Here is a 22,394-nt window from a genome sequence, read left to right on the forward strand (position 1 = left end):
CGTTAGATCAGGCCGTTCAGCGGTGAAGACGCGCTGGCGTACATGCGTTTCGGCATCCGGCCCGCCAGATAGGCCTCGCGCCCCGCGATGACGGCGTGCTTCATGGCCCGCGCCATGCCGATGGGGTCTTTCGCCGCCGCGATGGCGGTGTTGGCGATCACCGCGTCACAGCCCAGTTCCATGGCGATGGCCGCGTCCGAGGCCGTGCCGACCCCGGCGTCGACCAGCACCGGCACCCTGGCCTGTTCGACGATCAGACGGATGTTGACGCGGTTCTGGATGCCCAGGCCCGAGCCGATCGGGCTCGCGGCCGGCATGATGGCGGCCGCGCCAGCGTCTTCCAGTCGCTTGGCCATGACCACATCGTCGGTGCAATAGACCATGACGTCGAAGCCGTCCTTGACCAGCAGGTCCAGCGCCCGCAGCGTCTCGACCATGTCGGGATACAGGTGCGCCGTGTCCGACAGCACCTCCAGCTTGACCAGACCCCATCCCCCCGCCTCGCGCGCCAGACGCAGGGTCCGCACGGCATCCTCGCCCGTGAAGCAGCCCGCGGTGTTGGGCAGGAAGGTGAACCGGTCGGGCCGCACATGGTCCACCAGCATCGGCTGGCTGGGGTCGCTCAGATTCACCCGGCGCAGGGCCACGGTCACGATCTCGGCCCCCGCCGCCTCGGCCGCCGCGGCGTTCTGGGCGTAGTCGGCGTATTTGCCGGTGCCCACGATCAGGCGCGAGGTGAAGGTGCGACCGGCGACGGTCCAGGTGTCGGTGGTGCGGGTCATGCTCGGGATTTAGGCTGTGACGGACGCGGAGGAAACCCCTGTGCGTGAGTCTGCAAGCCATCGCGTGGCGCTTGCCAATCTGCAATTTTGGAGTAGCGTTTCATAGTTATCTTAGGAGCTGCCCCATGCGCCTGATCGCCCTTTGCTCGGTTTCCGCCCTGCTGGTCTCCAGCGTCGCCGCAGCCCAGGTTCCCGGGAACCCCAGTCCGCCCCGCATGCCCGAATACAACGCGCGCCTGGGTCAAGGCAGCAACATGCAGGACAAGCTGACCAATGAGCTCATGGAGCGGGAACGCAACGGCGGCCAGTCCTCTGAACGCGCCGATCTGATCGAACGCCTGGCGCCGCTGGTGGCTCAGGGGCAATGCAATGAAGCTCGCCGTATCGCCAGACAAGAAGGCGACCGCGACGTCTCGCGCCGCATCGGTCAGGTCTGCGTCGAGGGGCGACCGACCCCCATGCCCGAAACTCCGGCGGTCTAACCTCCGGCGTCACCCGCCACCGACGAATTGCACCACCTCGAACCGGTCGCCCTCTGCCACCGGCGTGGCGTTGTGCAGGCTCTTGGGCACGATCTCCAGATTGCGCTCGACCGCCACCTTGCGGATGTCCAGGCCCAGTTCGGCGACCAGGGCCGACACGGTCTGCGCCTGTGTCTCGTGCCGTTCACCGTTGACCTGGATGCGCATGACGCTACGTCACTCTTTCCGGCGCGCGGTTTGATTACCGTGTCACCTCAGCTAAAAGGCCGATCCGAATCCGCCCGGTCGGCGCCATCATCTCGAGCGAATGCCCGAAGCCCCCGTCCTGTACGTCCTGAACGGCCCCAACCTCAACCTGCTTGGGGTGCGCGAGCCTGAAATCTATGGGGCGCAGACCCTGGATGACGTGCGGGCCCTGTGCGAAGACGCCGCCGGAGCCGCCCAGGTGGTGTTCCGCCAGACCAATCACGAAGGCGTGCTGATCGACTGGGTGCAGGAGGCCCGCACCCAGGCCCAGGCGCTGGTGATCAATCCGGCCGCCTATGGCCACACCTCCATCGCCCTGCTGGACGCGCTGAAGACGCTGAACATTCCCGTCGTGGAATGCCATCTGTCCGATCCGTCGACCCGCGAGGCCTTCCGCCACCACTCCTATGTGTCGCTGGCGGCCGACGACATCATCACGGGCCAGGGCGCACAGGGCTATGCAGCCGCCGTCCGGTCTGCTCTGAAACTGGCACAGGAACGGGCGGCGGCCTGACGCCGTTCGATCCCATAGATTAGAAGACGAGGCTCCGAAGTCCCATGGCCGACGACAAGAAGATCAAGAACGAACCGTCGCAGGAAATCGACACCGCCCTGGTGCGCCAGCTGGCCGAGATCCTGAAGGAAACCGACCTGACCGAGATCGAGGTCGAACGCGACGAACTGCGCATCCGCGTGGCGCGCGAACTGTTCGCCGCCCCCGCGCCGGTCCAGTACGCCGCCGCGCCGGCCCCGGCGGCTGCGCCCGCTCCGGCCGCCGCGCCGCTGTCGATGCCGTCTGATCCGGCCACCATCGTCGCCCGCAATGGCGAAGAGGTGAAATCGCCCATGGTCGGCACCGCCTATCTGCAGGCCTCGCCCGAGGCGCCGGCCTTCATCAAGCGTGGCGACAAGGTCAAGAAGGGCCAGACCCTGCTGATCGTCGAAGCCATGAAGACCATGAACCCCATCCAGTCGCCGCGTGACGGCGTGGTGGCGGAAATCCTGGTCGGCGACGCCCAGCCCGTCGAGTTCGGCGAGGCCCTGGTCGTGCTGGAAGCCTGATCGCCATGTTCACCAAGGTCCTGATCGCCAACCGCGGCGAGATCGCCCTGCGGGTCCATCGCGCCTGCAAGGAGATGGGCATTTCGACCGTCGCCGTGCATTCCGAGGCGGATCGCGGCGCCATGTGGGTGCGCCTGGCGGACGAAAGCGTCTGCATCGGCCCGGCGCCGGCGGCCAAGTCCTATCTGAACATCCCCTCGATCATCGCGGCGGCCGAGATCACCGGCGCCCAGGCGATCCACCCCGGCTATGGCTTCCTGTCGGAAAACGCCCGCTTCGCCGAGATCATCGCTGCCCACGGCATGACCTTCATCGGCCCGACGGCCGAACATATCCGCGTCATGGGCGACAAGATCACCGCCAAGAAGACGGTGATGGAGGCGGGCATTCCCGTGGTCCCCGGCTCTGACGGCGAGGTCGAGACGGTCGAGGCGGCCATCGAAGCGTCCAAATCCATCGGCTTCCCCCTGATCGTCAAGGCGGCGGCCGGCGGCGGCGGGCGCGGCATGAAGGTGGCCATGACGCGCGACGATCTGGTCGAGGCCGTCCAGACCGCCCAGTCCGAGGCCAAGGCCGCCTTCGGCAACGGCGCCGTCTATATGGAGCGCTATCTGCAGAAGCCGCGCCATATCGAGATCCAGGTCATCGCCGACAGCCACGGCAATGTGGTGCACCTGGGCGAGCGCGACTGCTCGCTGCAACGCCGCCACCAGAAGGTGCTGGAAGAGGCCCCCTCGCCCGCCCTGTCCGCCGAAGGCCGCAAGAAGATCGGCGAGACGGTCAACAAGGCGATCGCCGCCATCGGCTATCTGGGCGTCGGCACAATCGAGTTCCTGTGGGAGGACGGCGAGTTCTTCTTCATCGAGATGAACACCCGCCTGCAGGTCGAACACCCGGTCACCGAAATGATCACCGGCGTCGATCTGGTGCGCGAACAAATCCGGGTCGCGGCGGGCCTGCCGCTGTCGTTCACCCAGGCCGACATCCATTTCGAGGGCCACGCCATCGAGGTGCGCGTCAACGCCGAGAATTCCGAGACCTTCACACCCTCGCCCGGCACGGTCACCGACTTCCACGCCCCCGGCGGCCTGGGCGTGCGGCTGGATAGCGCCATCTACGCCGGCTATTCGATCCCGCCCTTCTACGACAGCCTGATCGGCAAGCTGATCGTGCATGGCCGCGACCGCGAGGAATGCGTCGCCCGCCTGCGCCGCAGCCTGAACGAAATGGTCGTGGGCGGCGTCGATACGACCATTCCGCTGTTCCAGAAGCTGTTGCAGGAGCCGGACATCCTGTCGGGCGATTACGACATCCACTGGCTGGAGAAATGGTCCAAGCGCCAGAAGGGCGAGTGACGGAGCCGGACTTCAGCGCCGCCTCTGCTGACGGCTTCACCGCCGACGATCTTCTGGCCTGCTACGCCTCGGGCGTCTTTCCGATGGGCGAGGCGCGCGACGATCCGCGCGTCTTCATCATCCAGCCGGACCAGCGCGGGATCATCCCGCTGGACCGCTTTCACATCCCCGCCCGCCTGCGCCGCACGGTGCGGGCCGAACCGTTCGACATCCGCGTGGATACCGCCTTCGACGCCGTGGTGGCCGGCTGCGCCCAGGCGGCCCAGGGGCGCGAGGATACCTGGATCAACGATCCCATCCGGCGCCTGTACGCCCAGCTTCACGCGCGCGGTTTCGCCCATTCCATCGAATGCTGGCGGGACGAACGGCTGGTCGGGGGCCTGTATGGCGTGACGCTGGGCGGCGCCTTCTTCGGTGAGAGCATGTTCAGCCGCGAACGGGATGCGTCCAAGGTCGCCCTGGTGCATCTGGTCGCCCGCCTGCGCCTGTGCGGCTGGACCCTGCTGGACGCCCAGTTCATGACCGATCATCTGGCCGGGTTCGGGGCGGTGGAGACGCCGCAGTCGATCTATCTGCGCCTGCTGAAGGCGGCGATGCGGCTCACGCCGGACAAGGCGAGGCTGCGGGCGTCCTTGAGCGGAGATCAGGCCGTTACGGCGGCGATTCAGCCCTTACAGCCGACCACCCAGGCGTCATAGATCGGGTGCTGCAGCCCGTTCACGCTGGGCGACGAGGCGAACATCCAGCCGCGGAAGATCTGGCGCGGGTCCGTGCCCGGCGCCGCGCCGCGCGGTTGCAGCGACACATCGACATAGGCGATGGCGTCTTCGGTCTGTTCGTCCCCGGCCGAGACTTCGCAGGCGCGGACGCTGAAGATCAGCGACTTGTTGAACCGCACCGGGCGGCCGCCGACCTGGACTTCGAACTGCATGGTCTCGGCGGTGATCTTGTCGATGGCCTGGATGACGGCGACCGGGCGGCGCTGGCGACGGCCCGGCGCAGCGGGCGTTTCGGCCTTTTCGTCCGCCTTGGCGTCATCGGCCGCCGGTTCGTCCTCGTCCAGGGCCGCGGCCTTTTCATCGACCTGGGCCACCGCCACCGGATCGGTCGGGGTGATGACGATGGGCCGGTTCGGAGCCGGATCGCCCGCCGGCGCGGTTTCGACCGGCGCCTGGGCCGGCGGCTGCGGCGACGGGGTCGGATTGGCGCGCAGGATGTCGCCAATGGGATCGGGCGTGGCCGGCGTCGCGTCCTGCGGCAGATCCATCAGCGCGCCCGCGCCCACGGCCCCGGCCGTCAGCAGCAGGGCGCCGACTGCAACCGCCGTCAGGGCGCGGCGCGTCCTCATTCGGGGGTCCAAGCCTGATAGTCGCCGGTGGCGGCGGGGCGGCGCGCCTCGGCGGCCAGCGAGCCTTGCGGACGCCAGGCCATCGGGGTGCCGGTCAGATTGGGCGTATAGTCCGTCTCCCACGCCTTGCGCGGCAGCTGAACCTCGGTCGGCGGCTCGTCCAGGGTGTAGTGCAGCCAGCCGTGCCATTCCGGCGGCACCTTCGAGGCCTCGGCATAGCCATTGTAGATCACCCAGCGGCGCTTGCGCCCGTCATAGCTGACGTTGTCGCGCGACTGGTAATAGCGGTTGCCGAAGGCGTCGGTCCCGACCAAGGCGCCGCGCTTGGCGATGGTGAACAAGGTGCCGATCGTGGCGCCGTTCCACCAGGAGAAGATCTTGCTCAGCACGTCCGGCACACCCACGCGAAATCCCGCCGCGCGAGGGTGCGCGACGCAAGCGCGATCATAGAAACCGCAAGCCTCGCCGTCCAGCGCCGCCCACGCTTTCCTTCGGGCAATATCTTGGGGGTAACCCAAGCTCAAACCGCAACATCTATTGGCGCGCGCCGGATGAACGGCCTAGCCTGACGGCAAGCCGCCCCCTGGGCGACAGATCAGACAGGCCCATGCGTTTTTCGCCCCGCTTCGCCCGCTTGCCCGCCCCCGCGCTGGAACGGCGCCGCATCGAGCGGCCGACGCAGGTCGTGACGACCCTGGCGCCCGCCGGATGGACAGACGCCCAGGTCGAGGCGTGGCTGGACTGGGCCGACGCCCTGCCCGGCGATCCGCCCCGGCTGGAAACCGCGACACGCCATGACCCGGCCGCGGCGTTGAACGGCGGCGTCGCCGGCTGGGCCGCGCGACTGGCGGCCTGGGGCCGGGCCGTGGGCGTGTTCGACGCCCGCAACGCCGAGACCTTCCGCGCCGAACTGGAGGCCAGCGTGATCTTGGGTCTGGCCGCGCCCGTTTCGGGTCCGACAGACGGGCCACGCATTCATCCTGTCGCCGACGATCCGGCCCAGGCGACGCCACTGGCGCCGGTGCTGGACCTGAACGAGCCGGGCGCCGAGGTCCGGCTGAACGCCCTGATCAACCGGCGCCGCGCCCTGCGTGACGCCCAGGCCGCGCTGGACGCCCGCGCCCAGGCGCTGAACGCCGTGGTCGTCGCCGTTGACCGGTGCGAGGGGCCGGCCGCCGATTGCGGCGATCCGGCGCGCAACCCCGCCCTGGCCCGCGCCGCCGCCCAGGCCCGCCGGTGCGGGGCCGGCGACGCCGACATCCTGAGGGCGCTGGACGGCGAGGTTCCGGCCGTGGAACCGGCGTCCGCCCCCAATCCGCCGCCGCTGGTTCTGCTGGCGTCGCGCGATCTGGCGGCCTCGGGCGCGCGCCAGGCCCTGCTGGCCGCCGCCGGCCTGCTGGACGGCTGCGCCATCGTGGCCTTCGACCCCGTGGACGCCGAGGCCGCCGCCGACGCCGCCATTGCGGCCCACGCCCTGATCGATCTGCCGCGCCTGAGCGCCTTGGCCGGGGCGGAATTCGACGATGCGCTGGAAGCCCTGGTCCGGCTGTGGACCACGGCGCTGGACATCAGCCTGGCCTGCGATCCGGCCGTCGATGCGCCCGCCGCCCGCCGTCGCTGGGCCGTGCGGCCGATCAGCCTGGGCCTGGCGGGTCTGGGCGATCTGTGCCTGGCCGATGGCGAAGCGGCGCCCGCCCACGTCGCCGCCCTCGCCGCCCTGACCGCCGCCTCCGCCCGCGCCGCCTCGGCCGAACTGGCCCAGACCCTGAAACCGGCGCTTGAGGCCGATGCGGCCCTGAACGCCGAACGCGCGGGCCAGCGCGCCGATCTGGCGGGCCGGTCACCGCACGCCGCCGCCGAGCGGGCGCGCGCCCTGCTGTCGCAAAAGGCGGCGGCCTTGCGCCACGCCGCCATCGGCCTGTTCGTCGATGACGCCGAGACGGCCCTGCGCCTGGGGCGCGGCGATCTTCGGGTGCTGGACCTCTGGCAGACCGCGGATGGCGAGGCGGTTCGCCGGCTGAACCCGGTCGTGGCGCGCGCCGTGGCGATGCAGGGCGGCGATCCCGCCTCGGCCGAGCGGTGGCTGTTGGGGCACGGGACTCTGGTCGAGGCGCCGGGCCTGGATCATGCAATCCTGCGCGGCCTGGGCTTCACCGATGTGGAGCTGGAAGCGGTCGAGCGTGCACTGCGGCATGTCGACCGGCTGGATCAGGCCTTCGCCGCGCCGGTTCTGGACGCCGGCTTCATTCGCGACGTCCTGGGCGTCGATCCGGAGGCCGATGGGTCGCTGTTGGGGCGGCTGGGTCTGGCGCCGGACGCCGTGATGCAGGCCGAGGCGTATGTGTTCGGTCATGGCGACCTGGCCGACTGGCCCGACGCCCCTGCGGCCCTGCGCGGCCCCCTGGGCGATCCTGCGGGGTTCGAGGCCGCCCTGCGCGCCGCCATCGCGCCGTTCAGCGATCTGCCCGACCTGACGCCGGTCGCCCTGCCGTGGCGCGAAACGGCGGCGCAGGCCGCGCGGCGGCTGGGCCAGTCCGCGCGCGACGGATGCAGAGCCGTGGCGATGAAACGCGCCGCGCCGCCGCCGGGGCCGCTGCTGCATATCCCCGAGATCGACGACCTGCCGACGCGCCGCACCGAGACGGTGCAGCCCACCGAAGCGCCCGCCGTGGTCGAGCGCGTGGTCGAACGCGACCGCACGCGCCGCAAATTGCCCGACCGCCGCAAGGGCTATATCCAGAAGGCGGCCGTGGGCGGGCACAAGGTCTATATCCACACCGGCGAATACGACGACGGCGAGCTGGGCGAGATCTTCATCGACATGCACAAGGAAGGCGCCGCCTTCCGCAGCCTGATGAACAATTTCGCCATCGCCATCAGCATCGGCCTGCAATACGGCGTGCCGCTGGACGAGTTCGTCGACGCCTTCGTCTTCACCCGGTTCGAACCGGCCGGGCGGGTGACGGGCAACGATTCCATCAAGTCCGCCACCTCGATCCTGGACTATATCTTCCGCGAACTGGGCGTCAGCTATCTGGACCGGCACGAACTGGCCAACGCCGACGCCGACCCCCTGGCCGCCAAGGGGATGGGGGCGCTGGAAGGCGAACCGGATCAGGCCGAGGCCGTGCCCGCCGCCCGCTTCATCTCCAAGGGGTTCGCCCGCGGCGCGGCGCCCGACAATCTGGTGGTGCTGCCGTTCGGAAAACGCGCGGACGCGAACCCCACAGCGCAGGTCGAGGCCACCGAAGCCGTCGCCTGCCCGGCCTGCGGCGACTTCGCCCTGCAACAGCGCGGGGGAGACTGGATCTGCGACACCTGCGGCGCGGCGCCGTCGATGCCGGAAGGCGCCAACGGCTGACCCTTTGCAGGGCTCGGTTAACGGCTTTGCGATTAGGGTGATCGCCTGTCCGTTCCGGTCGGAGCCCCGCCTGATGCGCACCCTGTCCCGAATCCTGGCCGTCGCCGCCCTGGCGACCGTGACGGCCGGCCCGGCCCTGGCCCAGAATGCGGGCCAGATCGCCCGCGTGCGCGGCGGCGCGTCCTGCCCCGGCTGCAATCTGTTTCAGGGGGATTTTTCGGGCCTGGAGGCACGCGGCCTGAACCTGACCGGCGCGCGTCTGCGCCAGTCGGATCTCAGCCTGGCGGTGATGAACCGCGCCCGCTTCCGCAACGCCGACCTGCGCGATGTCGAAGCCTACGGCGGCGTCTTTTCCGGTGCAGACTTCAGCGGCGCCAACCTGACCAACGCCAGTTTCGTGGGGGCCTATCTGGAAGGGGCGGCGTTCGGGGGCGCGACCCTGGACGGCGTCAATCTGTCGGGGGCGCAGCTGATGCGCGCGACCGGCCTGACCCAGGCGCGACTGAACCGGGCCTGCGGCGACGAGGCCACGGCTCTGCCCGCCGGCCTGCGCATTCCGGCCTGCTGACGACCGCGATCCTTACGGCGATTTAAGTGGTCTTTACGAACCGACAGGGTCATCTTCAGTATGTGAAGACGCTCGCCCGCACCACGACCCGTCTGTTTCGCGCCGCCGCGCCGGCCCTGGCCCTGATGGCCGGCGCCGCCGCGACCCCGGCCGCAGCCGACAGCATCATCCTGGCGCCCTTCCTGCCCGACATTCAGATTCAGGAACGCGACGTCGCGCGCATGGTCTCGCTGGGCGGGTCGTGCAATCGCTGCGAGCTGTCGGGTCGAAACCTGAACGGTGCCACCTTCACCGGGGCCACCTTCATCAACGCCACCCTGGTGGGCGCCAATCTGCGCGGCGCCGAACTGGTGGCCTCGAACTTCACCGGCAGCGACTTCACCCGCGCGGATCTGCGCGGCGTCAGTCTGGTGGGCGCCAACTTCTCCTCCACCGTGTTCCAGCGCGCCGACCTGTCGGGCGCCGAGGCCCAGGGCGCCGTCTTCGTGCGCGCCAACATGCAGGAGGCCGACCTGTCGGACGCCGAGTTCGGCGGGGTCAATTTCAACGGCGCCAATCTGGTGCGCGCTGATTTCAACGACAGCGAGCTGTTTGGCGCCACCCTGGCCAATGTGCGGGCCACCGGCGCGAAATTCCGCGATGCGGACCTGAGCGGCGCCAACCTGGCCTCGGGCGACTTCACCAACGCCGATTTCCGCGAGGCCGATCTGACCGGCGCGCGACTGACCGGCGCCCGTTTCGACCTGGCGAACTTTTCGGGCGCCGACCTGGACCGGGCCGACATCCGCGGCGTGAACCTGTCGCGAGTCCGCGGCCTGACCCAGAATCAGGTCAGCCGCGCCTGCGGCGACGGCGCGACCCGCTTGCCGGGCCGCATGACCGTGCGGTCGTGCACCACCACCCGGCTGCGGATCATCGCGGCGCCGCCGACCCCGCCGGTTCCGCCCGCCCCGCCCTATGCGATCGCCACGCGCGACCGATAAGGCGCTGGCTCAGCCCTTCAGCGGCAGAGCCTGACGGATCGACAATTCCTTCAGCTGACGCTCCTCGGCCTCGGCCGGGGCGTTCATCAGCAGATCCTGGCCCTGCTGGTTCAGCGGGAAGGCGATGACCTCGCGGATCGCGGTCTGGTTGGCCAGCAGCATGACGATGCGGTCGATGCCGGGCGCCAGGCCGCCGTGCGGCGGCGCGCCATAGCGGAAGGCGTTCAGCATGCCGCCGAACTGCTCCTCGACCACCGAGGCGTCGTATCCGGCGATATCGAAGGCCTTCAGCATGATCTCGGCCTTGTGGTTCCGAATGGCGCCCGAGCACAGCTCATAGCCGTTGCAGACGATGTCATACTGATAGGCGCGGATGGTCAGCGGGTCCTGGGTCTCCAGGGCCTCCAGCCCGCCTTGCGGCATCGAGAAGGGGTTGTGGCTGAAATCGACCTTCTTCTCTTCCTCTGACCACTCGAACATCGGGAAGTCGACGATCCAGCAGAAGCGGAACTGGTCTTCATCCACCAGCTTCAGCTCGGTGGCCACGCGGGTGCGGGCCAGGCCGGCGAATTTGGCGAACGCCGACGGCAGGCCGGCGACGAAGAAGGCCGCATCGCCCTGGCCCAGGCCCAGCGACGTCATCAGGGCCTCGGTCGGCTCCTGACCCAGGTTCTTGGCGATGGGGCCGCCCCAGGCGCCCTGGTCGTCGGACCAGAAGATATAGCCCAGGCCCGGCTGGCCCTCGCCCTGGGCCCAGCTGTTCATGCGGTCGCAGAAGGCGCGCGACCCGCCGGTCGGGGCCGGGATCGCCCAGACGGCGTTCTTGTCGTCGGCGCCCAGAATCTTGGCGAACAGGCCGAAACCGCCGTCGCGGAAATGGTCCGACACCACCTGCATCTTGATCGGGTTGCGCAGGTCCGGCTTGTCGGTGCCATACCAGGCCATCGACTGGGCGTAGGTCAGGCGCTCGAAGCCCTTGTGCTCGAAGCGGTCGCCAAAGTCGTTGATGAAGGTGTGCGTCCCGTCGATGGGCGAGACCGGCTTGCCGTCCGCGAACTCCTCGAACACGCCATGCATGACCGGTTCGATGGCGGCGAAGACGTCTTCCTGCGTGACGAAGCTCATCTCCACGTCCAGCTGATAGAACTCCAGCGAACGGTCGGCGCGCAGGTCTTCGTCGCGGAAGCACGGCGCGATCTGGAAATAGCGGTCGAAGCCCGAGACCATCAGCAGCTGCTTGAACTGCTGCGGCGCCTGGGGCAGCGCATAGAATTTGCCCGGATGCATGCGTGACGGCACCAGGAAGTCGCGCGCGCCCTCGGGGCTGGAGGCCGTCAGGATTGGCGTCTGATATTCCAGGAAGCCCTGGGCCACCATCCGCTTGCGGATCGAATCGATCACGCGCGAGCGCAGCACGATGTTCCGGTGCAGCGTCTCGCGACGCAGGTCCAGATAGCGGTGCTTCAGGCGGATGTCCTCGGGGTATTCCGGCTCTCCGAACACCGGCAGCGGCAGTTCGGCGGCCTCGGACAGCACCTCGACCGACTGGACCCGCACCTCGACTTCGCCGGTCGGCAGGTTGGCGTTGACGGTCGACCCTTCGCGCAGGACCACCTCGCCGTCGATCTTGATCACGCTTTCGGCGCGCAGGCGCTCGACCACGTCAAAGCCTGGCGTCTCGGGGTGAAAGACCAACTGCGTCAGGCCGTAGTGGTCGCGCAGGTCGATGAACAGCAGGCCGCCGTGGTCGCGTTTGCGGTGCACCCAGCCCGAAAGCCGGACATTGGCCCCAGCATCGGTCGAACGAAGGGCGCCGCAGGTGTGGGTGCGATAGGCGTGCATGGTCGGAAATCGTCTGCAAACGGCCGTGCGGAACGGCGGGAATTGGGAGGGGCGGAAGGGCGCATCATCGCCCCGGAAAGTCAAGGCTGGCGGGCCTCGTCCTGGTCCTGACGCGCGGTTCGGTCAGGTTTTGAACACCTACGTGGGCTTGTCCACCGGATTGGATGGATGTTTCGTTTTCGGACAGTCTGCTGCTGCTATGGCCCCTTGCATGACCGTGCGTCGTCCCCCGCCACCCCAGATGCGCCTGCCTTTGCAGGCCGAAGACGGCGTGCGCGCCCAGGATCTGGTGATCGGCGACAGCAACCGCGCCGCCGCCGAACGGCTGGACGGCTGGCCCGACGGCCTGGTTCCGGTTCTGGCCCTGTATGGCCCCCCCGGCTGTGGCAAGAGCCGCCTGGCCGCCCGCTGGGCCGAGCGCACCGGGGCGGTTCCCCTGCACGGCGCCGAGGCGGCCCTGATCGATCCGCTGGAGCTGGAGGGCCGCCCCGTCCTGCTGGACGACGCCCAGGACGCCGACGACGAGACCCTGTTTCACCTGTTCAACCTGGCGCGGGCGCCGGGCGGAGCCTTGCTGCTGGTTGCGCAGACGCCGCCGGCGAACTGGCGTGCCGCCCTGCCCGATCTGCGATCCCGGCTGGACGCCACGCCGGCCCTGGCCATCGAGACGCCGGACGATGCGGTTCTGGAGGCCATGCTGCGCGGCCGGTTCGCCCAGCGCGCCATCACCCCGTCCGACGATCTGATCGCCTATCTGCTGCGGCGGATCGACCGTTCGGCCCAGGCGGCGGCGGATATCGTGGACCGGCTGCATGCCGACCCGCGGCCGGCGACGCGCGCGACGGCGCGTCTGCTGCTGAACGATCCCGGCTGACGCGCGCGGTTCGCCGCATCCGTCTTGCCCGTGTCGCATCAAGGCGGCAGAACCGACGCATGAGCGACACCCCCATCAAGGACGCCTCCACCGGCGAGGAAATGCCGTCGTCGCGGGCGACCCAGGCGACGCCCGATCCGGCGCTGATGGAATCGCCCTCGCGCTTCTTCAATCGCGAGCTGTCGTGGCTGGCCTTCAATGCGCGGGTGCTGGAGGAAGCGGGCAATCCGAACCATCCGCTGCTGGAGCGGCTGCGGTTCCTGTCGATCTCGGCCAACAATCTGGACGAATTCTACATGACCCGCGTCGCCGGCCTGAAGGGTCAGGTGCGCGAACGGGTGCGGGTCGTCTCGCCCGACGGCCTAACCCCGGCCGAGGCGCTGGAGAAGGTCAACGCCGCCGCCGGCGCCCTGATGGCCGAACAGCAGGGCCGCTGGGGCAGGCTGCGCCGCGAACTGGCGACGACGGCGGGCATGGAGGTGGTCGACATCGCCAAGGTCACACGCACCGAGCGCGAGCGGCTGGAGCCGGAATTCCTGACGCAGCTGTTCGCGGTTCTGACGCCGCTGGCGGTCGATCCGGCCCACCCCTTCCCCTTCCTGCCGAACCTCAGCTTCTCGCTGGCGTTGCGACTGCGGCGGATCAAGGACGGGCGGGTGCAATACGCCCTGGTGCCCGTGCCGACCCAGGTGCGGCGCTTCTGGCGGCTGACGGGGGATGGCCGGTCGCGGCCGGGGCGCAAGCGTTATGTCACGCTGGAAACCCTGCTGCTGCTGTTCATCGACCATCTGTTTCCCGGCTTCGAGGTCATGGACAAGGGCGTGTTCCGCCTGATCCGCGACAGCGATATCGAGGTCGAGGAAGAAGCCGAGGATCTGGTTCTGGAGTTCGAAGAGGCGCTGAAGCAGCGGCGCCTGGGTTCGGTCGTGCGCATCAAGATCGAGGCGTCCATGCCCGACGATCTGCGCGCCTTCATCATCGACCAGTTGGAGGCGGCGCCCCAGGATGTGGTGCTGGTCAACGGCATGCTGGGTCTGGCCCAGCTGGACGAGCTGATCCGCGACGGCCATCCCGACCTGAAATTCCCGGCCTTCGAGCCACGCTTCCCCGAGCGGGTGCGCGACCAGTCGGGCGACGTCTTCGCCGCCATCCGCGAAAAGGACATGCTGATCCACCATCCGTTCGAGAGTTTCGACGTGGTGGTCCAGTTCCTGCGCCAGGCCGCGCGCGACCCCAACGTCATCGCCATCAAGCAGACGCTGTATCGCACGTCGAAAGACAGCCCCATCGTCGCCGCCCTGATCGAGGCGGCCGAGAACGGCAAGAACGTCACCGCCCTGGTCGAGATCAAGGCCCGGTTCGACGAAGAGGCCAATCTGCGCTGGGCGCGGGCGATGGAGCGGGCGGGCGTCCACGTCGTGTTCGGCTTCGTGGCCTACAAGACCCACGCCAAGGTCTCGGTGGTGGTGCGGCGCGAGGGCGAGGGCCTGCGCACCTATTGTCACTTCGGCACCGGCAACTATCACCCGGTGACGGCGCGCATCTACACGGACCTCAGCCTGTTCTCGACCGATACGGCCCTGTCGCGCGATGCGACGCGGGTGTTCAACTACATCACCGGCTATGCGCCGCCCGACGATCTGGAAGCCCTGGTCGTCTCGCCGCTGAACATGAAGCGGACGCTGCTGGACCTGATCGGCAAGGAGATGAGCGCGGCGACCCAGGGCAAGCCCGCCGCCATCTGGGCCAAGATGAACAGTCTGGTCGACCCGGAGATCATCGACGCCCTTTATCGCGCCAGCCAGTGGGGCGTGCGGATCGATCTGGTGATCCGCGGCGTCTGCTGCCTGCGACCGGGGGTGACGGGCCTGTCCGAGAACATCCGCGTCAAGTCGATCGTCGGCCGCTTCCTGGAGCACAGCCGCATCGTCTGTTTCGCCAACGGCCACGACCTGCCGCACGACAAGGCCAAGGTCTATATTTCCTCGGCCGACTGGATGCCCCGCAACCTGGATCGCCGCGTCGAACTGATGACCCCGGTGCTGAACGCCACGGTACACGATCAGGTGCTGGATCAGATCATGGTCGCCAACCTGAAGGATGACGCCCAGTCCTGGGCCCTGTCGCCGGACGGAAGCTATCGCCGCATCGCGCCGGTGGACCCGGAACGGCCCTTCTCGGCCCACCGCTATTTCATGACCAACCCCAGCCTGTCGGGGCGCGGGCGCAAGGTGAAGACCCGGCCCGCCCGCCTGCGGTACGAGCGGCCGTGACGCCCCTTTCCCAGCCCCCGCGTGAGGTCGCGGTCATCGACATCGGCTCCAACTCGGTGCGGATGGTGCTGTATCGGCTGGAAGGCCGGGCGGTGTGGACCGTGCTGAACGAAAAGGTGCTGGCCGGGCTGGGCCGCGACCTGGCCTCGACCGGGCGGCTGTCGCCCGAGGGTTGCGCCATGAGCCTGACGGCGCTGCGCCGCTTCGCCGCCCTGCTGGAGGGCGTGCAGCCCCAGGCCCTGTTCGTCGCCGCCACCGCCGCCGTGCGCGAGGCCAGCGACGGCGAGGATTTCCGCAACCGCATCACCGCCGAGACCGGGCTTCAGGTCCGCGTCCTGTCCGGCGAGGACGAGGCCCGCTATGCCGCCCTGGGCGTGCTGGCCGGCGCGCCGTCGGCCGGCGGAGTGGTGGCCGACATGGGCGGCGCCAGTCTGGAGCTTGTGCGTATCGCAGACGGCGCGGTCGGGCGCGGGGTCACCCTGCCCCTGGGTCCGTTTTCCCTGACCGGCAAGAAAGGCTTTGATCCCCAGCGGGTTCAGGCGGCGGCCGACAAGGCCCTGAAGGACGTCGCGGCCGACTATCGCGCCCAGACCCTTTACGCCGTGGGCGGCGCCTGGCGCAGCCTGGCTCAGGTGCGGATGGCCTTCAGCGGTCACCCCCTGCGCATCGTGCATCAGTTCGCCATGAGCGCCGAGGAGGCGCGCGACCTGGCCCGCCTGATCGGCCGCGCCTCGCCCGGATCGCTGGACAAGGTTCCGGGCCTGTCGAAGAAGCGGGCCGAGACCCTGCCCCACGCCGCCGTCATTCTGGACCGGCTGATCGATCATCTGGACCTGTCGCGGATCGAATTCTCGGCCTGGGGCGTGCGCGAGGGCCTGCTGTTCGAATCGCTGGACCCCGAGACCCTGGCCATCGACCCGCTGTTGGCCGGCAGCGCGGCCCTGGGCGCCCGCCAGGGGGTGTCGCCCACCCTGCCCGCCGCCCTGGACGCCTGGATCGCGCCCATATTGACCGCCCTGCCGACGGCCTTCGGGCCGGAGCGCGACGCGGTGCTGGCCCGCGCCGCCTGCAACGTCGCCGACCTGGGCGCCCGGCTGCATCCCGATCACCGGGTCGAGCTGGTGTTCGATCAGGTGCTGCGGGCGCCGGTTCCGGGCCAGACCCATGCCGAGCGCGCCTTTCTGGCCAGCGCCCTGAACGCCCGCTATGGCGGCGCGCCCGCCACGCCGGAACCGGAGGCCATGACCCGCCTTCTGCCGCCCGTCGCCGCCACCCGCGCCCGCGCCCTGGGCCTGGCCATGCGTCTGGGCTGCGACCTGTCCGGGCGGTCGCCGCACCTGCTGGCCAACGCCGGGGTTCAGATCACCGGCGGCGCCCTGCGGCTGACGGCGGCGCCGGGGTATGCCGATCTGCTGCTGGGCGAACAGACGCGGCGGCGCGCCCGGGCCCTGGCCGACACCATGGGGCTGGCGCTGGAGATCTGAGGCCGTGGCGCTGACGCCCTGACCCCGTTCAAGCCTCGGGGGGCGAAACCTAACCGGCCGAGACGTTCGCCGGGGTCTGTTTTTCCTTCAGCGTCACCAGTTCCTCGGCCATGGTCGGGTGGACGGCGCACGCAGCGTCCCATTGCGCCTTGGTCAGGCCGGCCTTCACCGCGATAGCCGCCAGCTGGATCATCTCGGGTGCCTCTGGCCCCACGATGTGCACACCGACGACCTTCTGGCTGGTGGCATCGACCACCAGCTTCATCAGCACCCGCTCGTCCGAGCCGGTGAAGGCGTATTTCATCGGCCGGAACCGGGTGACATAGACATCCACCTCGCCCGGACAGGAATGGCGCGCCTCGCTCTCGGTCAGGCCCACGGTGCCGACCGGCGGCTGGCTGAACACGGCCGTGGCCACGGCCTCGTAGTCGAAGGCCATGGGGTTGTCGCGATAGACGGTCTCGTGGAAGGCCACGGCCTCGCGGATGGCGACGGGCGTCAGGTTCATCCGGTCGGTCACATCGCCGATAGCCCAGATGTTGTCGGCCGTGGTTTTCGAGAATTCATCGACCTTGATCGCCCCGGCCTCGGTCAGTTCGACCCCCGCCGTCTCCAGCCCCAGATCCTTGACGTAGGGAACTCGGCCGGTGGCGAACATGATGATGTCGGTCTCGATCTCCATGCCGTTTTCCAGCCGGTTGACCAGGCCCGTCTCGGTCTTCTCGATCGCCGTGTGCTGGCACCCCAGGATGACCTTGATCCCGCGCTTCTCGATCTCGCCCGCCAGATGCGCGCGCACGTCGTCGTCGAAGCCGCGCAGGATGTTCGGCCCGCGATAGATCAGCGTCGTCTCGACCCCCAGGCCCGCGAAGATGCCCGCGAACTCCACCGCGATATAGCCGCCGCCCGCGATCAGGATGCGCTTGGGCAGTTCCGGCAGATGGAAGGCCTCTTCGGAGGTGATGGCGTGTTCGATGCCCGGCATGTCGGCCGGAACCCAGGGCCGGCCGCCGGTGGCGATCAGGATCTTCTCGGCCGTGATGGTGCGGCCCTTGCCGATGATCTCGACCGTATGGGCGTCCTTCAGCACCGCCCGGCCATGCACCAGATCGACCCCCGCCTTGCCCAGGTTGGCGGCGTAGATGCCCGACAGCCGCCCGATCTCGACATCCTTGGCGTGGATGAAAGTCGGCCAGTCGAAGGTGGCGTCGGGGATGGTCCAGCCATAGCCCTCGGCGATCTCCAGCGCGTGGCTGACCTCGGAGGCCATGACCATGAATTTCTTGGGCACGCAGCCGCGCACCACGCAGGTGCCGCCGACCTTGAACTCTTCGGCGATGGCCACCCGCTTGCCGCCCAGCGCCGTAAGACGCGCCGCCCGCACCCCGCCCGAACCCGCGCCGATGACGAAGAGGTCGTAGTCGTAGTCAGCCATAGGAACGCTCGATCATGGGAGGGGTCACGGAAATAGGATCTGAACCCCGTCATCGCCACCGATGATCGCCTCATCGGCCAGGTCCAGGAACAGGCCGTGCTCGACCACGCCGGTGACCAGCTTCAGATCATCAGCCAGACGCGCGGGGTCGTGGATGGCGCCGCATCGGGCGTCATAGATCAGATTGCCGCCATCGGTCCGCACCAGTCCGCGCTCGGCCTGACGCACCCGCGCGGGCATGGCGATGTCATGGTCGGCCAGGACATCGGCGATGCGGTTGGCGGTGGTCTTGTGCCCGAAGGCGACGACTTCGATCGGCAGGGGAAAGGCGCCCAACACCGGCACGACCTTGGCCGCGTCGGCGATGACGATGCATTTCGCCGAGGCTTCCCACACCAGCTTCTCGCGCAGCAGGGCCGCCCCCCCGCCCTTGATCAGGGCCAGGCCCGGCCCGACCTCGTCGGCGCCGTCGACCGTCAGGTCCAGGCGCGGCGTGTCTTCCAGGGTGGTCAGCGGCAGGCCCAGTTCGCGGGCCAGTTCGGCCGTCGCCTCGGACGTCGGCACACAGCGCAGGTCCGGCAGGCCCCGCGCCGCCAGCGCCTTGACGAACCAGGCCGCGGTCGAGCCGGTGCCCAGGCCAACCACCATGCCCGCCTCGACCCGCTGGGCCGCCGCCTCGCCGGCGCGGCGCTTCTGATCGTCCGCGCTCATTTTCCGGCCGCCTTCTTCGCCTTCATCATCGCCAGGAAGCGCGCGGCCCAGCCGGGCTTCACCTCCTGGCGCGCGCGGGCCAGGGCCAGGGCGCCGTCGGGCACATCCTGGGTCACCACCGAGCCGGAGCCGACCATGGCTCCCGCACCGATGCTCACCGGCGCCACCAACGAACTGTTCGAGCCGACGAAGGCACCTTCGCCCACCGTGGTGCGGTGTTTGAATACCCCGTCATAGTTGCAGAAGATCGTCCCGGCGCCGATGTTGGCGCCCGCGCCCACGGCGGCGTCGCCCAGATAGGCCAGGTGATTGGCCTTGGCGCCGTCGTCCATGCGGACGTTCTTCACCTCGACGAAATTGCCGATCTTGACCCGGGCGCCCAGGTCCGCGCCGGGGCGCAGGCGGGCATAGGGGCCGACCTCGGCGCCCGGTCCGACCGCGGCGCCCTCCAGATGGCTGAAGGCGCGGATGCGGGCGCCGGCGGCCACCGTCACGCCGGGGGCGAACACCACATAGGGCTCGACCGTCGCCCCGCCCTCGATACGGGTGTCCCAGGCGAAATGGACGGTGTCGGGCGCCGGCATCATGACCCCGGCGGCCAGGGCCGTCTCGCGCTGGACCTTCTGGAACAGGGCCTCGGCCTGGGCCAGCTCGGCCTGGGCGTTGACGCCCATGACCGCATCCTCGGCCGCAGGCGTCACCCGCGTGGAAGCGCCCGCCGCTCGGGCCAGGGCGACCACGTCCGTCAGATAGTATTCGCCCTTGGCGTTGTCGTTTCGTACCTGGGCCAGCAGGTCGAACAGCAGGCCCGCCGGCGCGGCCATGACGCCCGAGTTGCACAGGGTGATGGACAGCTGATCCGCCGTCGCCTCCTTGTGCTCGACGATGGCTTCCAGTCCCCCGTCGGCGTCGGTCAGCAGGCGGCCATAGCCGGTCGGATCGCGCGCTTCGAAGCCGACCACGGTCACGCCGTCGCCGCCGAACGCCGCCTCGATGTCGCCCGCCTTCAGCAGGGGCACGTCGCCATAGGTCACGACCACCCGGCCGTCGAAGCCCGCCAGGGCGTCTTTGGCCGCCAATACGGCGTGGCCGGTGCCCAGGGGTGGGTCCTGAACCGCCACCGCATCGGCGCCCAGCCGCGCCTCGACATGGGCGCGCACCTGGGGCGAATGGTCGCCCACCACCACCACGATCCGCTCGCAGCCCAGCCCTTCAGCCGCGTCGATGGCGTGATCCAGCATGGCGCGGCCGCCCACGGGGTGAAGCACCTTGGGCAGGGGCGACTTCATGCGCGTGCCCTGTCCGGCGGCGAGGATGATGGCGGCGCGTGCGGTCATGATGGGTCCGGCGGCTTGTGGTCCGGGTCGATCTAGCCCAAAGCCCGCCTCTTCGTCAGTCGGAGAATGGGCCATGACCGTGAAAGACCTGACCGGCGTGACCGTTCTGTTCGACCTGGACGGCACACTGGTCGACACGGCGCCGGACCTGATCGGCACGCTGAACCGCCTGCTGGTCCAGCGCGGCTATCGGCCGGTGGCGGTCGCCGAATCGAAACATCTGGTCGGACACGGGGCGCGGGCCTTGCTGGAGCATGGCTTCGCCGAGGCGGGCGCCGCCCAGCATGAGGCGACCGACCCGGCCCTGTTCGACGCCTTTCTAGCCGACTATGTCGCCCACATCGCCGACCACAGCCGCCCGTTCGAAGGGGCGGTGGCGGCGCTGGAGCGGCTGGCGGCGCGCGGGGCCATCCTGGCGGTCGCCACCAACAAGCGTACCGATCTGTCGCTGGCCTTGCTGGACGCCCTGGACCTGACCCGCCATTTCGCCGCCGTGGTCGGGCCTGACCGGGTGTCGGCGCGCAAGCCCTCCGGAGCCCATCTGCATGAGGCCGTCGTATCCGCCGGAGGCGACCCCGCCCGCGCGGTCATGGTCGGCGACAGCACCATCGACACCGGCGCGGCCCGCGACGCCGCCATGCCCTGCATCGTCGCGGGCTTCGGCTATAATGACGCGGCGCCCGCCGCGATGGGCGGCGATGCGACCCTGGACCATTACGATCAGATCGACGCCCTGATCGACCGGCTGTTGAGCGCCAACTGACGCCTGCGCGGTTGCAGTTTGCTGCACCGCACCACACATGGACGTCTCTGCGCCACTCATGGACGTCGCTGATGCTGAAACGGTTCTTCGCCATTCCCCTGTGGCAGCGCACGGCGGCGGGGTTCGTGCTGGGCATCGTGGCGGGGCTGATCCTGCGTGAACAGGCGACGGTCTGGCTTCAGCCGATCGGCGATGTCTATCTGAACCTGATCCGCATGGTGGTGGCGCCGCTGGTGCTGTTCACCATCGCCAGTTCGATCGCCCGGCTGGGCGAAGGCGTCGGCGCCGTTCGTCTGGGCATGCGCACCCTGATGTGGTTCGCGATCACTTCGCTGCTGGCCGTGCTGGTGGGCTTCGCCTTCGGCCATCTGATCAATCCCGGCCTGGGCCTGTCGAACCTGCCCCTGGGCGAGGTGAAGCCGCGCGAGATCCCCACGCCGCTAGACGTGCTGATCGGCATCGTGCCGCGCAATCCCTTCGCCGCCCTGGCCGAAGGCAAGGTGCTGCAGATCATCTTCTTCTCGGCCCTGGTCGGGGCGGCGCTAGTGGCCTTGGGGGATCGCGCCCAGGGGGTGCGGCGACTGGTCGATGAAGGCGCCGCCGTCATCTTCCGCATCACGCGCTGGATCATTCAGCTGACCCCCATCGGCGTGTTCGGCCTGATCGGCTCGGTCGTCGGGGGCTATGGCTGGGAGGCGCTGCTGCCGCTGGGCAAATTCATCTTCGCCATCTATGCGGCCTGCCTGTTCCATATCCTGATCGTCTATTCCGGCCTGCTGAAGCTGCATGGCCTGGGGGTGGTCAACTTCTTCCGCGGCGCCTTCGCGGCCCAGCAGACGGCCTTCGCCACCTCTTCGTCTCTGGGAACCCTGCCGATCACCCTGCGCCAGACGGTCGAGCGACTGGGCGTGCCCCAGGCCTATGCCGCCTTCGCCGTGCCGCTGGGCGCCAATGTGAAGATGGATGGCTGCGGCGCCATCTATCCGGCCATCGCCGCCATCTTCATCGCCCAGTACTTCGGCATCGAGCTGAGCCTGACCCAGTATGTGCTGATCGGCCTGACCGCCGTGCTGGGTTCGCTGGGCACCGCCGGGGTGCCGGGAACCAGCATCGTCATGCTGACCCTGACCCTGTCGACGGCGGGCCTGCCGCTGGAAGGCATCGGCTACATCATCGCCATCGACCGGATCATCGACATGATGCGCACCGCGACCAATGTCACCGGCCAGATGCTGGTGCCCGTCCTGGTCGCGCGCGAGGAAAACATCCTGAACCGCGACGTCTATGACGGGCGGGTCGCCTGGCTGCCCGGCGACCCCGACGCCGAGACGCCCGAGACGGTTCGCGCCGCCGGCATCTAACGCTTGCGCGGGGCGAAGGGCCGGGCTATGTCCGCGCCTCCCCGATCTGATGGATGCGTAGCTCAGCGGGAGAGCACCTCGTTCACACCGAGGGGGTCACAGGTTCAATCCCTGTCGCATCCACCAT

Annotated in this window: 21 protein-coding genes and 1 tRNA gene; 14 read left to right on the forward strand and 8 right to left on the reverse strand. The window is 69.1% G+C overall.

The window, feature by feature from the left end; genetic code table 11:
* Positions 1-2: 2 nt before the first annotated feature.
* Positions 3-782: a thiazole synthase gene (locus tag Q0581_RS02995; protein WP_298697479.1), complete on the reverse strand. Its 780-nt coding sequence runs from the start codon at positions 780-782 to the stop codon at positions 3-5.
* A gap of 125 nt (positions 783-907) precedes the next feature.
* On the opposite strand from Q0581_RS02995, the gene Q0581_RS03000 reads away from it, so the two are divergent.
* Positions 908-1,264, forward strand: a complete 357-nt coding sequence (locus Q0581_RS03000) for a hypothetical protein (protein ID WP_298697480.1) — start codon at positions 908-910, stop codon at positions 1,262-1,264.
* 9 nt (positions 1,265-1,273) lie between these two features.
* On the opposite strand, the gene thiS is transcribed toward Q0581_RS03000, so the two are convergent.
* Positions 1,274-1,471, reverse strand: a complete 198-nt coding sequence (gene thiS / locus Q0581_RS03005; protein WP_298697482.1) for a sulfur carrier protein ThiS — start codon at positions 1,469-1,471, stop codon at positions 1,274-1,276.
* A 100-nt stretch (positions 1,472-1,571) separates the two neighbouring features.
* Here thiS and Q0581_RS03010 point away from each other — a divergent pair, with 100 nt between their 5' ends.
* The 4 genes from Q0581_RS03010 to aat are packed head-to-tail and all read left to right on the forward strand — an operon-like array spanning position 1,572 to position 4,625.
* A complete protein-coding gene (locus tag Q0581_RS03010) occupies positions 1,572-2,024 on the forward strand; it encodes a type II 3-dehydroquinate dehydratase (RefSeq protein WP_298697484.1) in 453 nt (150 codons plus the stop codon).
* 44 nt (positions 2,025-2,068) lie between these two features.
* Positions 2,069-2,572 (forward strand): acetyl-CoA carboxylase biotin carboxyl carrier protein, encoded by a 504-nt coding sequence (accB, locus tag Q0581_RS03015; protein ID WP_298697486.1) that lies wholly within the window; start codon positions 2,069-2,071, stop codon positions 2,570-2,572.
* Positions 2,573-2,577: 5 nt separating this feature from the next.
* Positions 2,578-3,927: an acetyl-CoA carboxylase biotin carboxylase subunit gene (gene accC / locus Q0581_RS03020; RefSeq protein ID WP_298697488.1), complete on the forward strand. Its 1,350-nt coding sequence runs from the start codon at positions 2,578-2,580 to the stop codon at positions 3,925-3,927.
* Positions 3,900-4,625 carry a leucyl/phenylalanyl-tRNA--protein transferase gene (aat, locus tag Q0581_RS03025; protein WP_298697490.1) on the forward strand — a complete coding sequence of 242 codons (726 nt, stop codon included), beginning with the start codon at positions 3,900-3,902 and terminating at the stop codon, positions 4,623-4,625. Before accC ends, aat begins: the two co-directional genes overlap by 28 nt.
* Here the strand turns inward: aat and Q0581_RS03030 are convergent.
* On the reverse strand, positions 4,592-5,275 hold the full coding sequence (locus Q0581_RS03030; protein WP_298697491.1) for a DUF2155 domain-containing protein: 684 nt from the start codon (positions 5,273-5,275) through the stop codon (positions 4,592-4,594). The two genes, aat and Q0581_RS03030, sit on opposite strands and share 34 nt — an antisense overlap.
* On the reverse strand, positions 5,272-5,664 hold the full coding sequence (locus tag Q0581_RS03035) for an NADH:ubiquinone oxidoreductase subunit NDUFA12 (protein ID WP_298697492.1): 393 nt from the start codon (positions 5,662-5,664) through the stop codon (positions 5,272-5,274). Before Q0581_RS03035 ends, Q0581_RS03030 begins: the two co-directional genes overlap by 4 nt.
* Before the next feature lie 218 nt (positions 5,665-5,882).
* Between Q0581_RS03035 and Q0581_RS03040 the strand changes: the two genes are divergently transcribed.
* The 3 genes from Q0581_RS03040 to Q0581_RS03050 all read left to right on the forward strand — a co-directional run bounded on the left by Q0581_RS03040 (position 5,883) and on the right by Q0581_RS03050 (position 10,187).
* Complete coding sequence (locus tag Q0581_RS03040; RefSeq protein ID WP_298697493.1) at positions 5,883-8,636, forward strand: TSCPD domain-containing protein; 2,754 nt, start codon at positions 5,883-5,885, stop codon at positions 8,634-8,636.
* A gap of 73 nt (positions 8,637-8,709) precedes the next feature.
* A complete protein-coding gene (locus Q0581_RS03045) occupies positions 8,710-9,204 on the forward strand; it encodes a pentapeptide repeat-containing protein (protein WP_298697494.1) in 495 nt (164 codons plus the stop codon).
* Between the two features lie 62 nt (positions 9,205-9,266).
* Positions 9,267-10,187: a pentapeptide repeat-containing protein gene (locus Q0581_RS03050; protein WP_298697496.1), complete on the forward strand. Its 921-nt coding sequence runs from the start codon at positions 9,267-9,269 to the stop codon at positions 10,185-10,187.
* Positions 10,188-10,196: 9 nt separating this feature from the next.
* Here Q0581_RS03050 and aspS read toward each other — a convergent pair whose 3' ends face one another.
* Positions 10,197-12,029, reverse strand: coding sequence for an aspartate--tRNA ligase (gene aspS / locus Q0581_RS03055; RefSeq protein ID WP_298697498.1), 1,833 nt, complete (start codon positions 12,027-12,029; stop codon positions 10,197-10,199).
* 211 nt (positions 12,030-12,240) lie between these two features.
* Between aspS and Q0581_RS03060 the strand changes: the two genes are divergently transcribed.
* From Q0581_RS03060 to Q0581_RS03070, 3 genes are all read left to right on the forward strand, one after another.
* The gene (locus tag Q0581_RS03060; protein ID WP_298697500.1) at positions 12,241-12,903 is read left to right on the forward strand and encodes a chromosomal replication initiator DnaA; all 663 of its coding nucleotides are present in this window, start codon (positions 12,241-12,243) and stop codon (positions 12,901-12,903) included.
* A gap of 59 nt (positions 12,904-12,962) precedes the next feature.
* A complete protein-coding gene (locus tag Q0581_RS03065) occupies positions 12,963-15,176 on the forward strand; it encodes an RNA degradosome polyphosphate kinase (protein ID WP_298697501.1) in 2,214 nt (737 codons plus the stop codon).
* A gap of 62 nt (positions 15,177-15,238) precedes the next feature.
* Positions 15,239-16,660 carry a Ppx/GppA phosphatase family protein gene (locus tag Q0581_RS03070; protein WP_298697513.1) on the forward strand — a complete coding sequence of 474 codons (1,422 nt, stop codon included), beginning with the start codon at positions 15,239-15,241 and terminating at the stop codon, positions 16,658-16,660.
* Positions 16,661-16,709: 49 nt separating this feature from the next.
* Here the strand turns inward: Q0581_RS03070 and gor are convergent, their stop codons facing one another.
* From gor to glmU, 3 genes are read right to left on the reverse strand one after another with little or no spacing between them, the layout of a single operon-like run.
* Positions 16,710-18,095, reverse strand: coding sequence for a glutathione-disulfide reductase (gene gor, locus Q0581_RS03075; RefSeq protein WP_298697503.1), 1,386 nt, complete (start codon positions 18,093-18,095; stop codon positions 16,710-16,712).
* Positions 18,096-18,119: 24 nt separating this feature from the next.
* Entirely contained in the window at positions 18,120-18,806 is a 687-nt protein-coding gene (gene rpiA, locus Q0581_RS03080; protein WP_298697505.1) for a ribose-5-phosphate isomerase RpiA, read from the reverse strand.
* Complete coding sequence (gene glmU / locus Q0581_RS03085; RefSeq protein WP_298697506.1) at positions 18,803-20,143, reverse strand: bifunctional UDP-N-acetylglucosamine diphosphorylase/glucosamine-1-phosphate N-acetyltransferase GlmU; 1,341 nt, start codon at positions 20,141-20,143, stop codon at positions 18,803-18,805. Before glmU ends, rpiA begins: the two co-directional genes overlap by 4 nt.
* Before the next feature lie 73 nt (positions 20,144-20,216).
* Between glmU and Q0581_RS03090 the strand changes: the two genes are divergently transcribed.
* From Q0581_RS03090 to Q0581_RS03100, 3 genes are all read left to right on the forward strand, one after another.
* Positions 20,217-20,906, forward strand: coding sequence for an HAD hydrolase-like protein (locus Q0581_RS03090; RefSeq protein WP_298697507.1), 690 nt, complete (start codon positions 20,217-20,219; stop codon positions 20,904-20,906).
* Between the two features lie 71 nt (positions 20,907-20,977).
* Entirely contained in the window at positions 20,978-22,267 is a 1,290-nt protein-coding gene (locus Q0581_RS03095; protein WP_298697509.1) for a dicarboxylate/amino acid:cation symporter, read from the forward strand.
* Positions 22,268-22,318: 51 nt separating this feature from the next.
* A tRNA-Val gene (locus Q0581_RS03100) sits at positions 22,319-22,393 on the forward strand.
* The last annotated feature ends 1 nt before the right edge of the window (position 22,394 follow it).

Source organism: uncultured Brevundimonas sp., assembly GCF_937863155.1.
Taxonomy (GTDB): domain Bacteria; phylum Pseudomonadota; class Alphaproteobacteria; order Caulobacterales; family Caulobacteraceae; genus Brevundimonas.

Coding starts and splice junctions, on each gene's coding strand:
- Q0581_RS02995 (WP_298697479.1), bottom strand. CDS start 782: ATGACCCGCACCACCGACACCTGGACCGTCGCCGGTCGCACCTTCACC.
- Q0581_RS03000 (WP_298697480.1), top strand. CDS start 908: ATGCGCCTGATCGCCCTTTGCTCGGTTTCCGCCCTGCTGGTCTCCAGC.
- thiS (WP_298697482.1), bottom strand. CDS start 1,471: ATGCGCATCCAGGTCAACGGTGAACGGCACGAGACACAGGCGCAGACC.
- Q0581_RS03010 (WP_298697484.1), top strand. CDS start 1,572: ATGCCCGAAGCCCCCGTCCTGTACGTCCTGAACGGCCCCAACCTCAAC.
- accB (WP_298697486.1), top strand. CDS start 2,069: ATGGCCGACGACAAGAAGATCAAGAACGAACCGTCGCAGGAAATCGAC.
- accC (WP_298697488.1), top strand. CDS start 2,578: ATGTTCACCAAGGTCCTGATCGCCAACCGCGGCGAGATCGCCCTGCGG.
- aat (WP_298697490.1), top strand. CDS start 3,900: ATGGTCCAAGCGCCAGAAGGGCGAGTGACGGAGCCGGACTTCAGCGCC.
- Q0581_RS03030 (WP_298697491.1), bottom strand. CDS start 5,275: ATGAGGACGCGCCGCGCCCTGACGGCGGTTGCAGTCGGCGCCCTGCTG.
- Q0581_RS03040 (WP_298697493.1), top strand. CDS start 5,883: ATGCGTTTTTCGCCCCGCTTCGCCCGCTTGCCCGCCCCCGCGCTGGAA.
- Q0581_RS03045 (WP_298697494.1), top strand. CDS start 8,710: ATGCGCACCCTGTCCCGAATCCTGGCCGTCGCCGCCCTGGCGACCGTG.
- aspS (WP_298697498.1), bottom strand. CDS start 12,029: ATGCACGCCTATCGCACCCACACCTGCGGCGCCCTTCGTTCGACCGAT.
- Q0581_RS03060 (WP_298697500.1), top strand. CDS start 12,241: ATGACCGTGCGTCGTCCCCCGCCACCCCAGATGCGCCTGCCTTTGCAG.
- Q0581_RS03065 (WP_298697501.1), top strand. CDS start 12,963: ATGAGCGACACCCCCATCAAGGACGCCTCCACCGGCGAGGAAATGCCG.
- Q0581_RS03070 (WP_298697513.1), top strand. CDS start 15,239: ATGGTGCTGTATCGGCTGGAAGGCCGGGCGGTGTGGACCGTGCTGAAC.
- gor (WP_298697503.1), bottom strand. CDS start 18,095: ATGGCTGACTACGACTACGACCTCTTCGTCATCGGCGCGGGTTCGGGC.
- rpiA (WP_298697505.1), bottom strand. CDS start 18,806: ATGAGCGCGGACGATCAGAAGCGCCGCGCCGGCGAGGCGGCGGCCCAG.
- glmU (WP_298697506.1), bottom strand. CDS start 20,143: ATGACCGCACGCGCCGCCATCATCCTCGCCGCCGGACAGGGCACGCGC.
- Q0581_RS03090 (WP_298697507.1), top strand. CDS start 20,217: ATGACCGTGAAAGACCTGACCGGCGTGACCGTTCTGTTCGACCTGGAC.
- Q0581_RS03095 (WP_298697509.1), top strand. CDS start 20,978: ATGCTGAAACGGTTCTTCGCCATTCCCCTGTGGCAGCGCACGGCGGCG.